Below are 14435 nucleotides of genomic sequence, written 5' to 3'. Positions count from 1 at the left end.
TCCAGTCTTCGCACACCGTTCAGCAAGACTCAGGCTCAAGCGATTGTGGCCGCCAGCACTGCGCCCAGCTCATAACACGCCTCCCGCGTGGACGGGTCGATTGCCGTGATCTCGAGCGGCGCAGCCGCAGGCTCGAGTTCCAACCCCGTTGCAAGGCGCTGAACGGACGCCACCGCCCCAGCCGTGTCGTTGTTGCCGTGTACCCACAAGCCGTACGGCTTACCGGTCACCGATCCGAGCACCGGGTAGTAGACGGTGTCGAAGAAGTGCTTCAGCGCGCCCGACATGTACCCGAAGTTGGCCGGGGTGCCGAACAAGAAGCCGTCGGCGTCCAGCACGTCGGGCACGGTGGCCGCAAGCGCCGCGACGGGTCGCACCCGCACACCGGAGATCTCCGGGTCGGCTGTGCCGTCGAGCACCTTCTCCAGCAGCTCACGGGTCGGTGGCGAGGGCGTGTGGTGCACCACGAGCAATGTCCGCGCGTCAGCCATCAGCACGGCCGTCGGCGGTACTCGATTCCTTCTCTTGCGCGACAGCGCGTTTCATCATCTCGCGCGCACGGGAACGGTCACCGGCGTAGTCATATGCCCGGGCGATGCGGTAGGTGGCGCGCCAATCGCTGGGGTCTGCTTCCCATTCGGCCTTGACCTGCGCGAACAACTCGTCCGCCGCCTCGCGTTCGATTCGGCCGGACGGGCGCCTGGGCAACGCGGAGACGTCCAGCTCGGTGCCCTCTTCTGCCATTCGTCTGGCGAGCCGCTGATGGGCGAGCCCGGCCCGCAGTGTTGCGACCACCATCCAGACACCCAGCAACGGCAAGATGAGCACTCCGATTCCGAGACCGACTCCTACGGCCTCGCCACTGGTCAGCAGATCGACACCCCGCGTGCCCAGCAGAACGAAGTAGAAGCAGAGCACCAGAACCAGGGCCGCGATCGCGAGGACGATGGGCCGGGCATCTGCGCGCTTGTCACTCACCGGCGTTGCTCACAGGTCCATCAACTCGTCGAGACCCACGGTGAGGCCGGGCCGTGACGCTATCTGACGGACACCGAGCAGCACTCCGGGCGCAAACGATGTCCGGTCGATCGAGTCATGCCTGATGGTCAACGTCTCCCCTTGCGTCCCGAGGAGCACCTCCTGGTGGGCGACCAAGCCCGCCAGACGAACCGAGTGGACACGAACACCTTCGACGTCGGCCCCACGTGCGCCTTCGAGTTCGGTGCTGGTGGCATCCGGACTGAGCGGCACGCCCGAAGCTGCGCGGGCTTCGGCGATGAGTCGTGCGGTCCGGTAAGCAGTCCCGGATGGGGCATCGGCCTTGTGTGGGTGATGTAGCTCGACGACCTCGACAGAGTCGAAGAAGCGGGCTGCCTGCTGGGCAAACCGCATGCTCAGCACGGCGCCGATCGCGAAGTTGGGTGCGATGAGCACACCGACGTCCGGCTTCTTCTCCAGCCAGCCGCGAACGGTGGCGAGCCGATTGTCGTCGAAACCCGTTGTCCCGACCACGGCGTGGATGCCGCTGTGGATCAGGAACTCGAGGTTGTCCATCACCACGTCGGGATGGGTGAAATCGACCACCACCGACGTACCGGTTTCGACGAAACGCGTCAACGGGTCGTCCTTATCGACGCCGGCGCTGAACTTCAGGTCCGCGGCGGCCTCGACCGCATCGACGATGGCCTGCCCGACTTTGCCGCCGGAACCGAGTACGCCGACATTGATCTGGTCATTCACCCGGCCGAGTCTAGTCAGTGGGCGTCTGGTCAGTGGGCCCGACGGTGGCGCAGGCCGTTCACGTTGCCTTGATCAGCTCGGCGCACTTCTCTCCCATGGCCATCACGGTGATGTTCGGGTTCACCGCTGGGAGCTTGGGCATTGCCGACGCATCCACGACCCGGAGCCGCTGGGTGCCGCGGACGCGCAACTGCGGATCGAGCACGGCCATCGGGTCGCCGTCGGGACCCATCCGCGCGGTGGCCGCCGGGTGATAGACCGTGTTGTGCGTCTTGTGGATGTAATCGAGGAGTTCGTCATCGGTGACGGCGTCCGGCCCCGGGGCCAACTCGCGCGCGATCCACTGCTTGAGCGGTGATTGCTCGGCAATGGTGCGTGCGAGCTTCACACCGGCCAGCATCACACGGTCGTCGTGGCCATCCGGATCGGTGAAGTACCGCGGGTCCACTTTCGCGCGGTCACGGAAGTCGCGACTGCGCAGCCGCACGGTTCCACGCGAAAGACCCTGTGTGACATTGGGAGTCAGACAGAAACCGTTGTCGGTGGTCGGATAACCCCACCGGAGGGTGTTCATGTCGAACGGCACACTCCCGTAGTGCATCATCAGGTCCGGCAGCACAAGATCCGGCTCGGTGGTGGCGAACAATCCGATCTCCCACCACTGGCTCGACGTGGTGACCATCGGGCGCGAGGATTCCCAGAACACCAGTCCCTCGACGTGATCGTCGAGATTTGCACCCACACCGGGCACGTCGACGCGGACCTCGATACCCATCTCCCGTAGGTGCTCCGCCGGACCGATCCCCGAGAGCATGAGCAGTTTCGGGGTGTCGATGGCCCCGGCGGTCACGATCACCTCGCGCGTCGCGGACACCACGTCGTATCCGGTCAGGTCTGGCCGCTGGTAGCGCACCCCGACGGCGGCGGTGCCTTCGAAGACCACCTCACTGACGAAACACCCGGTGCGTACCTCGAGGTTCGGCCGCGACCCCAGAATGGGATGCAGATAGGCGTGCGAGGTACTCATCCTGGTGCCGTCCTCGTCGGCGTTGATCTGGAACCACCCGGCGCCGTTCAGCACGGTCTCACCGCGGTTGAATCCCACGGTGGGCAGGCCGACCTGGGCCGCCGCCTCGAGAACGGCTGCGCCGCAAGGGTCACCCGGTGGCACGTCCCGTAACCGGACCGGGCCGTCGTGTCCGTGTGAGCCCTCGGCGTCGTTGCGTTCGAGCTTGCGCACCAGGGGCCAGATCGAATCCGGACCCCACCCCGTCAGTCCCGACGCCTCCCACTCCGCCAACCCCTCGGCCGGCGGCCAGAACGCGATACAGGAATTGTGAGAGGAGCAACCGCCCAACACCTTTGCGCGAGCATGACGCAGGAACGAGTTACCGATCTCTTGCGGTTCGACCGGGTAGTCCCAGTCATAGCCCGAGTCGAGCAGGTGCATCCACGCCGCGAGTTCCAGGATGTCCTTGTTGTCGACATCGGTGGGCCCCGCCTCCACCAGGCACACCGTCACCGACGGATCCTCACTCAGCCGGGCCGCGAGCACACATCCCGCTGTGCCTCCCCCGGCGATCACATAGTCGAAATGCTGCTGCGGCACAGGGATTCACTCCTTGGTGGACGATGCGTGAGATCGGAGCACCCCGATGTGGTGACGTCCTTTGAGGCCGTACCACAGCAACCCGGCGGCCAGGATGATGCCGATATACACGAACGCACCCCAGGTGTTGTACCAAGGGGTGCCGTACACCGCTTCCCGCGGCCAGGCGAGGTTCAGCGCCATCGCGGCTCCCCAGACGACGGCGACGATGTTGACGAACATCCCCCACCGCCCCATGGTGAAGTAACCGTCCTCCTTGAGGTCCTTCGGCGGCCACTGTCCCTGCAGACGCTTCTTGAGCAACGGACCGGTCACCATGAGGTACGCGAGATAGATCATGATGATGGCGATCGAGGTCAGGACCGTGAAGATCTTCGGCTGGTTGATGTTGATGACCAGGATCAGTACGGCCAACACGCCGATCACGATGGCCGGCACCACCGGGGTCTGGGTCTTGGGGTGGACGCGGGCCAGGGCATTGCCGAACGGCAGTGCATTGTCGCGCGCCATCGCGAACGTGAGTCGGATCGCCGCAGTGTGCACGGCAAGCGAACACACGATGACCGCGATCACGATGCACACCAGGAAGATGTCGCCGAGCGGCCCCCACATCACGGCCTCGACGATGCCCTGCAGGCTGCCCGATTGCTCGCCGAGCGCCGGATCGTCGAGGTCGGGCGCAGCCATGACCGCGAACACGAGGATGGCGCCGCCGATGACAAAGGACGCCAGGATCGCTCGGAAGATGGCCTTGGGCGCCGTGCGCCGCGGCTCCATCGTCTCCTCGCCGAGTGAGCTGGCCGTGTCGAATCCGTACATCACATATCCCGACGCAAGCGAGGCGATCAAGAACGCACCGAGGTAGCCACCGCTCTCTCCGGTGCCGTAGCCGTTCGTGGAGAAGAACACATCAGGGCCACGTTCGATGTTGGCCGCCAGGATGATCGCGATCAGAACAGCCGCGATGAGTTCGATGAACACACCCGCGCTGTTGATCATCGCCATCAGCTTCACGCCGAGCGCGTTGATGACCGTGGTGATGATGATCAGGATGGTGCCGAGGATGACCGCGTTGCCCGCGTAGTCGTACTCTCCGGTGCCATCACCGATGATCTGGAAGCCACTCCACAAACGGGGCAGGTTGAGTTGCAGTGCGAGCACCACGGCCGCGAGCGTGACGATCGACGCCGTGAGCATCAGCCAACCCGATGACCATCCGACGATCCTGCTGCCCAACAGTTTTGACCAGTTGTAGACCGAGCCCGCGACAGGATACTTCGCGGCCAGTTCCATGAAACACAGAGCCACAGCCATCTGTCCGATGAACACCAGCGGCCAGGACCACAGGTACGCCGGACCGGCGGTACCGAAACCGAAGTAGAACAACTGGAAGGTGCCGGTCAGGATCGAGATGTAGGACACGCCGGCCGCGAAACTGGCGAATTTGCCGATACTGCGATCGAGGCTGGGCTTGTATCCGAAATGCTCGATCCCGGTGTCGGCAGACGACGATGTCGATCCGGGCGGGGGCGCGCCCCCGGGTTGCGTTGTGGTCATTGGGCCATAACCTTTCGAAGGACGCCTCGCCTAGCCGGAAAACCATCCCGCGGCGGGCGCCGCGGTGTTATTCCAAATATGCTTGAGCTCTTGGTATTCCGACAGCCCTGTCGGTCCGAGTTCGCGTCCGTTGCCGGATCGCCCGAAACCACCCCATTCCGCGGCCGGGGTGTAGTAGCCGAAATCGTTGACCCACACGGTGCCGTGACGCAGCCCGCGGGCCATGCGCTCGGCCTTGGCGGCATCAAAGGTGCGGACACCTGCAGCGAGGCCGTACTCCGTGTCGTTGCCGAGTTCGAGCGCCTCGGCCTCGGAGCTGAATCGCTCGACGGTGAGGATCGGACCGAACGTCTCCTCCCGGATCAGCCGCATGCTCCGATCGCAGTGGTCGAAGATGGTCGGCAGGAAGAAGAATCCGGACGCGAGTTCCTCGTCATCGGGCTGTCGTCCGCCGGCGACGAGGGCGGCTCCCTCCTCGACGCCCACCCGGACGAACTCCTGCATCTTGCGCAGCTGCGCTTCGGACACCAGGGGGCCGGTCCTGCTCGCCGGATCGAGGCCCGGACCCATCACGATCTGCTCGGCCGCGGTGACCAGCGCGTCGACGAAGTCGTCGGCCACCGACTCTTCGATGATCAATCGGGTTCCGGCCGAGCACACCTGGCCGGAATGAAGGAACACACCTGTGAGCACCTGGTCCACCGAATTGGCGAACGCCTGGTCGTCGGCGAGCGCATCGGCGAAAACGATGTGCGGGTTCTTCCCGCCCAGTTCGACGAGCACCCTGGTGACATGCTTGGCCGCCACCTCGGAGATCTTGGAACCGGTGGCGAGTCCACCGGTGAACGAGATGAGATCGACGTCTGGGTTGTCGGTGAGCGCCCCGCCGACCGCAGCGCCGCTCCCCTGGACCAGGTTCACCACTCCGTCCGGGACACCTGCCTCCGACATCAGCTTTGCGAACTCGATGGTCGAAAGGGGGGTCACCTCACTGGGTTTGAGCACCATGGTGCAACCTGCAGCCAGCGCCGGAGCCACCTTCCACGAGATCTGCAGCAGCGGGTAGTTCCACGGAGCGATCATGACGCAGACCCCTGCGGGTTCGGCCACCACCCGCGAGATCACCTCCGGGTTGCCGACATCGACGACCCGGTCGGCCTGGGTGCGTGCCAGATTCGCGTAGTACCGGAACACCGAGATCACATCGTCGATGTCGATGTGGCTCTCTGCCAGGGTCTTCCCCGTGTCGAGGGTCTCGATACGGGCCAGCTGCTCGCGGTCGCGCCCGAGGAGCTCCGCGATGCTGTCGAGAGCAGCGGCGCGCTCGGCGACAGCAGTGGCAGACCATACCGGGAAGGCGGCGCGGGCCGCGTCGACGGCAGCACGAGCATCATCGGCACTCGCCTCGTCGACCGTCGCCACCACCGAACCGTCTGCGGGATTGATGCAATCGCGTCGCTCGCCCGAGGACGAGGCGACCCACTTGCCTCCGATCAACAGATCTGCCACGCGGTCGGACTCCTCTCGCCCTGGGCCGATCTCGCGCGGCCGGGTGTGTCGTGGAACAACTATGACGCCGGATCGACCTCCGCACGTACCCAATCATGAAACTCGCCGATGTGGTGCTCGGCGGGAACCAGTACGCCGCCGCGGCGGTAGGCACGAGAGGACATGCCCGGCTGAGTGCGCTCACACGCGGCGAAGTCCTGGAGATTGACCCGATGGAACAACTCGACCGACTTGTCCAGGTCCGCACCTGAATCCACCACTTCTCGCCGATAGAGCCAGTCGCATTCGACAATCGTGGCGTCGACCGCCACCGGGTACATCCGGTGCACGATCACATGGTCGGGGACGAGGTTGATGAACACCTGCGGCCGTACCGTGATCGCGTAGTACCGGCGATCTTGCGCATCCGACAACGCCGGCAACGTCCCGTGGCCGGGTGAACCGTCAACGGTGAATCCTTCGACATCCTCGCCGAACAGTGCGCCGTGGCCCACGTAGTACTGGGCCGCCAGACCGTCGGCGAACTCCGGCAGCACCTCGGTCAACTCCGGGTGGATCGTGGCGCAGTGATAGCACTCCATGAAGTTCTCGATGATGAGCTTCCAGTTCGCGGCGACCTCGTACCGCTCACGTCGGCCCAGTACCAACTGATCGACCTCGTATCGCTCGATCGACTCGGTGCTCCCGAGCCTGTCCGTCACGGCGCCGACGACCTCGTCGGCAAACGACGGCGGGGTGTCGGCCAGACAGACCCACAGGTAGCCGAGCCACTCGGTGGCGGCGACGGGGATCAGACCGTAAGCGGCTCGGTCGATGTCACCGAGATCGGCCAGGTTGGGTGCGGCGACGAGTTTTCCGTCCAGCCCGTAGGTCCAGGCGTGATACGGGCACTGCAGATTGCGCCGCACCTGCCCCTCGGGCTGGTCACAGATCAGTGCACCGCGGTGGCGGCAACTGTTGAGGAACGCACGTAACGTCCCGTCGCGTCCCCGGACGACCAGCACGCTCTCTCGGCCGATGACGACTGTGCGGAACGCACCGGCAGTGGGCACATCGGCGGCGAGCACGGCACAGAACCACATCCGCTCGAAGATCCGTTCCTGTTCGGCCGCGAAGAAGCCCGGATCGGTGTAGGCCTCGCCTGCCAACGTGGGAATCAACGCCGGTCGCGAAGACGCAGACGAGGGGTCGGGGGCAGGCCGCCCAGACGTGGGCGAATCCGCCGGCTCGGTGACGGTCATGCGCTTGCCAGTCTGGCCGGATCGAACAGAGCGATGGGATGGTCGGTGGTGCCGTGCTCGACCAGATCGGCGAGTATCTCCCCGACCACTGGCACGAACTTGAACCCGTGACCCGAGAATCCGCAGGCGACCGAGACATTGGTGTGCAGCGGGTGGCGGGCGATGACAAAATTCTCGTCCGGAGTTGTCGAGTACATACACGTGGCCGTGTCCAGAACCGGACCGCTCAACCCGGGAAGCAGCTGCGAGACCCGGTCCAGCATGTCCCTGCGCTCATCCGGGTGGACTTCCCGGTCGATCGTGTCCGGTGTGCATTCGGTTCCCTTGCGGAAGAACGCCACCTTTGCTCCGCCGGCAGGACCGTCGATCGGCGGGAACCCGTAGATCTGCTCGACGTTGTTGTTCTCCTGGATGTAGATCGGGCCACCTTCCATCGACGGCGACCCCGGCGAGTGATCGATCCAGTACATCACCTGTCGCTCGATCTTGATCCCGATCCCGATGTCGGACAGTACTTTCGGCGCCCACGCGCCCGGGCACACAACGAGCTGCGCGGCGTGATAGGTACCGGCTTCGGTGTGGACGATCACCCCGCGGACGTCGTCGGTCCACGAGAGCGCCGGTTCTCCGAAGCGGAGGTCGGCACCCGCCTGCTCTGCCAGCCCGATGTGCGCACGGACGGTGAACTCCGGTCGTGCGAAACCCGCCATACGCTCATAGAGTGCGAACTGTCCCGCGGGCGGCTCAAAGGCCGGAAAGCGTTGGTGCACCTCACGATCGGTCAGTACCTCGTGGTCCAGACCCCACTGCTCCGATGCCCGCAGTGAACCAGAGAACGTCGTCGAGTCGGGTGGGCCGATGAACAATCCACCGGTGATCGAGTACACGTCGACACCGCTGTTCTGTTTGAGCTCCTCCCACAGTTCGTACGACCGCAGCAGCAGTGGCACATACGCCGGGTCTTCGAAATACGACTGCCGGATGATCCTGGATCCGCCATGGCTGGACCCCTTGTCGTGCGCGGGCGCGAACCGCTCGAGCCCGAGGACCCGCATACCTCGGCGCGCCAGGTGATAGGCGGCCGATGATCCCATCCCGCCCAGACCCAGGACGATGACGTCGTAGTTCCCCGCGCTGCGGTGACTCAATTGTTCACTCCGATCAGACCTTTGACACGTGCTCCCTCTGGGTCGACGAGCACCGGTTCGGTGATGGCGAAGTCGAGGAGCTCCCCGAAGTACTCCACGGCGACGGTGTCTCCGACAGACAGGTGCGGCGCCAGTCGGGCATAGCAGATCGTCCGGCCCACCAACGCAGAGAAGGCAGCCGAGGTGACAAAGCCGACCACCTGACCGGTCGCGGTCACCGGCTCGCCGCCCACGACGATCGCCTGTGGGTCTCGAGCGACGAGGGTGTGGAGCCTCGAGCGCACCACCCTCGCCTCGAGCGCGTGCCTGCCGAGGAAGTCGTGCTTCTTCCCCACCGCGAAGGACAACCCTGCTTCCTCGGGAGACATCTCGGCATCCACGTCGGTGCCCCAGGCGCGGTACCCCTTTTCCAGGCGCAACACGTCCAGCGCCCCGCGCCCTGCCCACACCGCACCGAGTGGTTCTCCCGCGTCTGCCAATGTGTCCCACAACAATTCGCCGTGGGCAGCGTCGGCGTATATCTCCCAACCCAGCTCGCCGACGTAGGAGATACGCATCATGGTCACCGGAATGCCGCCGATGATCGCGCGTGCAGCCCGGTAATAGCCAAGTGTGGTGTCGTACAGATCGATCGAGCACAGAGGCGCCACGAGATCACGGGCCAGCGGCCCCCATACACCCACGCAACAGGTGGCGGCGGTGATGTCGGTGATGGTGACGTCGGCGTCGGCTCGATGCCGTTGCAGCCAGTCGATGTCCATCGGTCCATTGATACCGAGTTGAAAGGTGTTCTCGCCCAGCCGGGCAACCGTCACATCACTGCGAACACCGCCGGACTCGTCCAGGAGCAACGCGTAGATCACCGTCCCGATCGGTCGCCGCACCGTACGGGTCAGCATCCTGTCGAGGAAGTTCGTGGCGTCTGCACCCGTGACCTCGATCCGCATGAGCGACGTCATGTCGTACAAGCCCACCCGGCGGCGGGTTGCGAGGGCTTCGGCCGGCACGATCGGCGACCAGTTCCTTCCGGCCCACCCGTCGTGAGGGTATGTGACGTCGCTGTCGACCATGCCCGCGTTGCTCTCGAACCAGGCCGGCCGTTCCCACTCGCGGCCGGCGTGGAACACCGCGCCCGCGTCCACGTGCCTCGCATGGAACGGGCTTGTGGCGAGACCGCGCTGCACCGAACGTTGGTCGCGGGGATGGATGATGTCGTACACCTCGACGAAAGCTTGTGCACTCGTGTCGCCCACGTAATCGGCCGAAAGCTGAGGAGTGGTGAACCGGGCGAGGTCACAACCGTGGAGATCGAGGTCGGGGGTTCCGTCGGTGATCCACCGGGCCATCGTCCTGGCCACACCGGCCGAATGCGTGACCCACACGGCCTCCGCCACCCAAAATCCGGACAGCGCGGGATGTTCGCCCATCATCGGGCCCCCGTCCGGGGTGAACGAGAAGATGCCGTTGAACCCCTCGACCACGCCGACTTCGGCAAGCGCGGGCAGAAGACGCATCGATTCGGTCCAGGCAGGAGCGAAGTCGGTATCGGTGAAGGGCAGCATCGAGGGCATCGGCTGGGCCGCGGTCAATTCCTCGAGAGTGGCCATGTCCACCGGCATCGGCCGATGCCCGTAGTAGCCGATGCCCATCGCCTCGCCGTGCTGGCGATAGTAGAGGTCGGCGTCCTGATGCCGAAGAATGGGCAGTCTCGCATCGGCGTGGCCTCGCGCTTGATCACGATGATCCCGAAGAACAGGCAGCGCAGTGGTTTTGGCATACTGGTGCCCCATCGGGACCAGGGGTACCCGCAGTCCGACGAGGTTCCCGAGTTCGGCGCCCCAGAACCCGGCACACGAGACCACGACGTCGGCCTCGAATGTGCGCTCGGTGGTGCGGACACCGGTCACCGCACCAGCCCGTTGGTTGATCTCGATCACGTGCTGGCCACCGAAGAACATTGCGCCCCGGTCAATTGCCCGCCGCATCTGCATCCCGATCGCGGCCGGGGCACCGGCCAGGCCATCGGCGGGTGTGTGCAGGCCGCCCAGAACGATGTCTCGATCGATCAGCGGATGGAGCCGCACGCACTCATCGACATCGACGACCGCGGCTTCGATTCCCTCGACCTGCGCCCAGCCCGCCTTCCGGTGCAGGTCGGCCAGTCGCTCGGGCGTGGTGGCAACCTCGAGCCCGCCGACAGTGTTGAAACACAGGTTGTCCGCCGTGTTCAGCGACCTGAGCTTGGTGGCCGTGTAGTGCGCGAACTCCGCCATGGTCCGCGACGGGTTGGTTTGGAACACCAATCCTGGTGCGTGCGAACTGGACCCACCTGTCATCGGCGTGTGTCCAGGGGCGAGTGGACCGCGGTCGAGGACGGTCACCTCTGTGTATCCCAGCGCCGTCAGCTCGTCGGCCAAGGCCGATCCGACCACACCCGCACCGATGATCAGAAATCGCGGTTGCACCACCCGGGGACTCCAAACGTTTACGGGGCGGCCCGAACGTTGCGTATCACGCAACACGTTCGTGCCCTACGCAACAAATGGTGAAGCCGCGCCCAGCATGTGTCAAGCGGACAGCCCAATCGGGCAGCTCAGCCCGGGAAGCCGAGTCGCCGGCTCACATCCAGCGCCGCACCACGTAACCGCGGCGAGAACGCATCCATCGCCTCAGGCGTGAGCCGAAAGCTGGGTCCGGAGATACTCAGTGCCGCAATCACATCGCCGGTGTGGTCACGAACCGGCGCGGCGATCGCATTGAGGCCGTCCTCGAGCTCTTCGACTGCGCAGGACCACCCGCGCGCGGAGATCAGTTGCAGCTGCTCGCGCAACTCGGTCAGGTCGGTGATGGTGCGAGGGGTGAACCGCTCGAGCTCGTCACCGAGGGTCTGCCCCAACCGCCCTTCCGGCACGGCGGCGAGGAGGACCTTGCCGCTGGACGTCGCGTGCGCAGGCGAACTCTGCCCGACCCAGGTTCGCAGCGCGATCCCGAGCGGGCCGCTCGCCTCGGTGATGTTGATGGCCCGATCACCTTCCAGGATCGCCAGATTCACCGTCTCCCCGGCCTCGTCGGCAAGTGCCTCACAGATCTCGCGACTCTCTTTGCCCAGATCGCGGGTCGCCATCGTCGCCCCGGCCAACCGCACGATCGTGAAGCCGAGCCGGTACTTGCCACGATCAGACAACTGCTCGACGAACCCCCGCGCCTCGAGGACCGAGACGATCCGGGACACCGTCGACTTGTGGACTCCGAGGGTGTCGGCGATATCCGACACCCCGCCCTGACCCTGGCGGGCAAGGATCTCCAGCACCTGGAGGGCGCGGTCCACCGACTGGATCGATGCGGGACGGGTTTCACTCTCGGCTTCAGTCATCGTCGCTCAGCCTAGTGCGGCGCTCCCGGGACACCGCCGGAACCGGCCGGTCGGCTTGACTGACGCTTCGCCGGGTGGGACGCTGTTGCGCATACCGAACTTAGTTGCCACTGATGCAACTCGATCGGCGTGAGTTGTACACCGACTTCATCGAGGCTGCCATGACAATCACTCCTGACCAGGACGTTCATCACTATTTGGTGTCCACTCTCGACGCCCTGCCGGCCGGGGAGGTCGTACGTGTCACTCCCCCGGGTCAACCACCCATCGCCGTGTTCCACACCGACGACGGGGTGTTCGCAATCGACGACACCTGCACCCACCAGGAGACGTCGCTGGCCGACGGCTGGGTGGAAGGCTGCGCGGTGGAGTGCCCGCTGCACGAAGCCTGCTTCGACCTTCGAACCGGAATGCCATCGGGACCCCCGGCGAAGACCGCGGTCCGCACTCATCGGACCCTGGTCGACGACGGCCGGATCTACCTGCAGCTCTCCGGGCACGACGCCGCGTGAGCGGGACGCCATCGGACACCACGGCCGAACCATCGCTCGGAGACCCGTCCACCGCCTCCGTGGCGATCGTCGGGGCCTCGCTTGCCGGTCTGTCGACCGCCCGGGAACTACGCGCACTCGGGCACACCGGCGAGATCACCCTCATCGGGGCGGAGGACCATCTGCCCTATGACAGGCCGCCGCTGTCGAAAGCTGTTCTGTGCCAAGGCGTGACCAGCGCACCCGTCGGCCTGACCGACGACGAGGACCTGACCGCGTTCCGGTGGCGCCTGGGGTTGTCGGCGATCGGCATCGACCATCACGCAGCCGGGCACGATGTTCTGCTCGACGACGGCACTTCGGTCACCGCAGCGACCGTGGTGCTGGCGACCGGCGCTCGGCCGCGCACCCTGATCGGCGTAGACATGCCCGGTGTACACACCCTCAGAACCCTTGACGATGCTCTCGAGCTCCGCGAATCCATGCGGCGCGGCGGTCACATGGTTGTGATCGGTGCCGGTTTCGTCGGATGTGAAGTGGCGTCGAGTGCGACAGCAGCAGGCATGTCGGTGACCATCGTCGAGGCGTCCGAGGCCCCCGGTGCGGCCCTGCTCGGTGCGCGACTGGCGCACTGGCTACACAGCGTGCACGCCAGGCACGGGGTGACCTTGCGTACCGGGACAGCGATCGAGACGATCAACGGAACCGCCCGGGTGGAGTCGGTGACGCTCGCCGACGGCACCGAACTACGGGCAGACGCTGTGGTGATCGGAATCGGAGCCCTCCCCAACACCGAGTGGGCTGCCGCATCCGGGATGGCGATCGACCGCGGCTTCCTCACCGACGAGCAGTGCGCCACCGCGGTGGCCGGCGTATACGCGGTCGGAGACTGTGCCCGCGTGTACAACCCCATCACGGCTACTCATGTGCGACAGGAACATTGGGCAGCGGCACTCGATCATGCACGACGAGCGGCGCGATCGCTGCTGCGCCTGCCTCCACCGAAGTGCACGGCGCCGTACTTCTGGTCGGATCAGTATGATCTGAGGCTCCAGGTGTGCGGGACCATACCCGCGGGGCAATCGCCCAGCATCGTCGAAGGCAATCTGGAGTCGGATCGCTTCGTGGCGGTATACGGCGACGTCGACGAGCCCGTCGCAGTGGTCGCGGCGGGCGGTGGTCGCACTTTCACCCGACTACGCAAACACATCGACCGTTCAGAAGATCGGCGCCGAACCGCGCAGGTGCTCGAACACCAATGACGTTGTCGTCCCGGCCACCTCGGGACGCGAGTTGAGCATCTCCACGAACTGACGAAGCGTCTCGGTGTCGGCGGTGGCCACATGGAGCAAGTAGTCGTCCGTACCTGCGAGGAAGAAAACGTCGATCACCTCGTCGTGCTTGCCGATCTCCGCCACGAAGCGACGGATCTGGCCGCGCGCGTCCGATTGCAGACTCACCGCCACCATCGCCCGCAGCGGTCGCCCCACGGCAGCCGGATCGATATCGGCAAAGAACCCGCGCACCACTCCTATGTCGACCAACCGGCGAATCCGGCCGTGGCAGGTCGAAGCGGCGATGCCCACCTCGGCAGCCAGCGCACTGTTGGACATACGCGCATCGGCTTGCAGCAACGCCAAGATCTTGCGATCGACGTCATCCAGCCCAGCCGCCCGCGGTCGAACAATATTCGGCTCAGGTGCCACGAGAACCTCCAAGATCGAAGAATTGTCGGAACAAGACCAACTCTAGAGAATTATCGTCACA

At 65.2% G+C, this 14435-nt stretch carries 13 protein-coding genes; 2 read left to right on the top strand and 11 right to left on the bottom strand.

Annotated features, from left to right (window positions below; genetic code table 11):
* Window positions 1-35: 35 nt before the first annotated feature.
* The 10 genes from MVA47_RS15435 to MVA47_RS15390 all read right to left on the bottom strand — a co-directional run bounded on the left by MVA47_RS15435 (window position 36) and on the right by MVA47_RS15390 (window position 12177).
* On the bottom strand, window positions 36-491 hold the full coding sequence (locus tag MVA47_RS15435) for a flavodoxin family protein (RefSeq protein ID WP_247208567.1): 456 nt from the start codon (window positions 489-491) through the stop codon (window positions 36-38).
* Entirely contained in the window at window positions 484-978 is a 495-nt protein-coding gene (locus MVA47_RS15430; protein ID WP_023959716.1) for a hypothetical protein, read from the bottom strand. Before MVA47_RS15430 ends, MVA47_RS15435 begins: the two co-directional genes overlap by 8 nt.
* 9 nt (window positions 979-987) lie before the next feature.
* On the bottom strand, window positions 988-1740 hold the full coding sequence (gene dapB, locus MVA47_RS15425) for a 4-hydroxy-tetrahydrodipicolinate reductase (RefSeq protein ID WP_247208566.1): 753 nt from the start codon (window positions 1738-1740) through the stop codon (window positions 988-990).
* 58 nt (window positions 1741-1798) lie between these two features.
* Window positions 1799-3349 (bottom strand): GMC family oxidoreductase, encoded by a 1551-nt coding sequence (locus tag MVA47_RS15420; RefSeq protein WP_247208565.1) that lies wholly within the window; start codon window positions 3347-3349, stop codon window positions 1799-1801.
* Window positions 3350-3355: 6 nt separating this feature from the next.
* Entirely contained in the window at window positions 3356-4906 is a 1551-nt protein-coding gene (locus tag MVA47_RS15415) for an APC family permease (protein ID WP_247208564.1), read from the bottom strand.
* Between the two features lie 30 nt (window positions 4907-4936).
* Complete coding sequence (locus MVA47_RS15410; RefSeq protein WP_247208563.1) at window positions 4937-6415, bottom strand: aldehyde dehydrogenase family protein; 1479 nt, start codon at window positions 6413-6415, stop codon at window positions 4937-4939.
* 59 nt (window positions 6416-6474) lie between these two features.
* Window positions 6475-7656, bottom strand: coding sequence for an aromatic ring-hydroxylating dioxygenase subunit alpha (locus MVA47_RS15405; protein ID WP_247208562.1), 1182 nt, complete (start codon window positions 7654-7656; stop codon window positions 6475-6477).
* A complete protein-coding gene (solA, locus tag MVA47_RS15400) occupies window positions 7653-8750 on the bottom strand; it encodes an N-methyl-L-tryptophan oxidase (RefSeq protein ID WP_247210821.1) in 1098 nt (365 codons plus the stop codon). The genes MVA47_RS15405 and solA overlap by 4 nt, the downstream gene beginning before the upstream one ends.
* 50 nt (window positions 8751-8800) lie before the next feature.
* Window positions 8801-11269, bottom strand: a complete 2469-nt coding sequence (locus MVA47_RS15395; protein ID WP_374474403.1) for an FAD-dependent oxidoreductase — start codon at window positions 11267-11269, stop codon at window positions 8801-8803.
* Window positions 11270-11397: 128 nt separating this feature from the next.
* Window positions 11398-12177 carry an IclR family transcriptional regulator gene (locus tag MVA47_RS15390; RefSeq protein WP_247208560.1) on the bottom strand — a complete coding sequence of 260 codons (780 nt, stop codon included), beginning with the start codon at window positions 12175-12177 and terminating at the stop codon, window positions 11398-11400.
* Between the two features lie 161 nt (window positions 12178-12338).
* On the opposite strand from MVA47_RS15390, the gene MVA47_RS15385 reads away from it, so the two are divergent.
* The gene (locus MVA47_RS15385) at window positions 12339-12689 is read left to right on the top strand and encodes a bifunctional 3-phenylpropionate/cinnamic acid dioxygenase ferredoxin subunit (RefSeq protein ID WP_247208559.1); all 351 of its coding nucleotides are present in this window, start codon (window positions 12339-12341) and stop codon (window positions 12687-12689) included.
* Window positions 12686-13930: an NAD(P)/FAD-dependent oxidoreductase gene (locus tag MVA47_RS15380; protein ID WP_247208558.1), complete on the top strand. Its 1245-nt coding sequence runs from the start codon at window positions 12686-12688 to the stop codon at window positions 13928-13930. Before MVA47_RS15385 ends, MVA47_RS15380 begins: the two co-directional genes overlap by 4 nt.
* On the opposite strand, the gene MVA47_RS15375 is transcribed toward MVA47_RS15380, so the two are convergent.
* Window positions 13886-14374 carry an Lrp/AsnC family transcriptional regulator gene (locus tag MVA47_RS15375; RefSeq protein ID WP_247208557.1) on the bottom strand — a complete coding sequence of 163 codons (489 nt, stop codon included), beginning with the start codon at window positions 14372-14374 and terminating at the stop codon, window positions 13886-13888. The two genes, MVA47_RS15380 and MVA47_RS15375, sit on opposite strands and share 45 nt — an antisense overlap.
* Window positions 14375-14435: the final 61 nt, after the last annotated feature.

It is taken from the genome of Williamsia sp. DF01-3, assembly GCF_023051145.1.
Taxonomy (GTDB): Bacteria; Actinomycetota; Actinomycetes; order Mycobacteriales; family Mycobacteriaceae; genus Williamsia.
The sequence above is the reverse complement of the archived record's forward strand: the minus strand, read 5'-3'. Positions and strand labels throughout refer to the sequence as shown.

Bases quoted from the DNA above. Each gene is read 5' to 3' on its own strand.
- MVA47_RS15435 (WP_247208567.1), bottom strand. From the start codon at position 491: ATGGCTGACGCGCGGACATTGCTCGTGGTGCACCACACGCCCTCGCCA.
- MVA47_RS15415 (WP_247208564.1), bottom strand. From the start codon at position 4,906: ATGACCACAACGCAACCCGGGGGCGCGCCCCCGCCCGGATCGACATCG.
- MVA47_RS15405 (WP_247208562.1), bottom strand. From the start codon at position 7,656: ATGACCGTCACCGAGCCGGCGGATTCGCCCACGTCTGGGCGGCCTGCC.
- solA (WP_247210821.1), bottom strand. From the start codon at position 8,750: ATGGGATCATCGGCCGCCTATCACCTGGCGCGCCGAGGTATGCGGGTC.
- MVA47_RS15390 (WP_247208560.1), bottom strand. From the start codon at position 12,177: ATGACTGAAGCCGAGAGTGAAACCCGTCCCGCATCGATCCAGTCGGTG.
- MVA47_RS15385 (WP_247208559.1), top strand. From the start codon at position 12,339: ATGACAATCACTCCTGACCAGGACGTTCATCACTATTTGGTGTCCACT.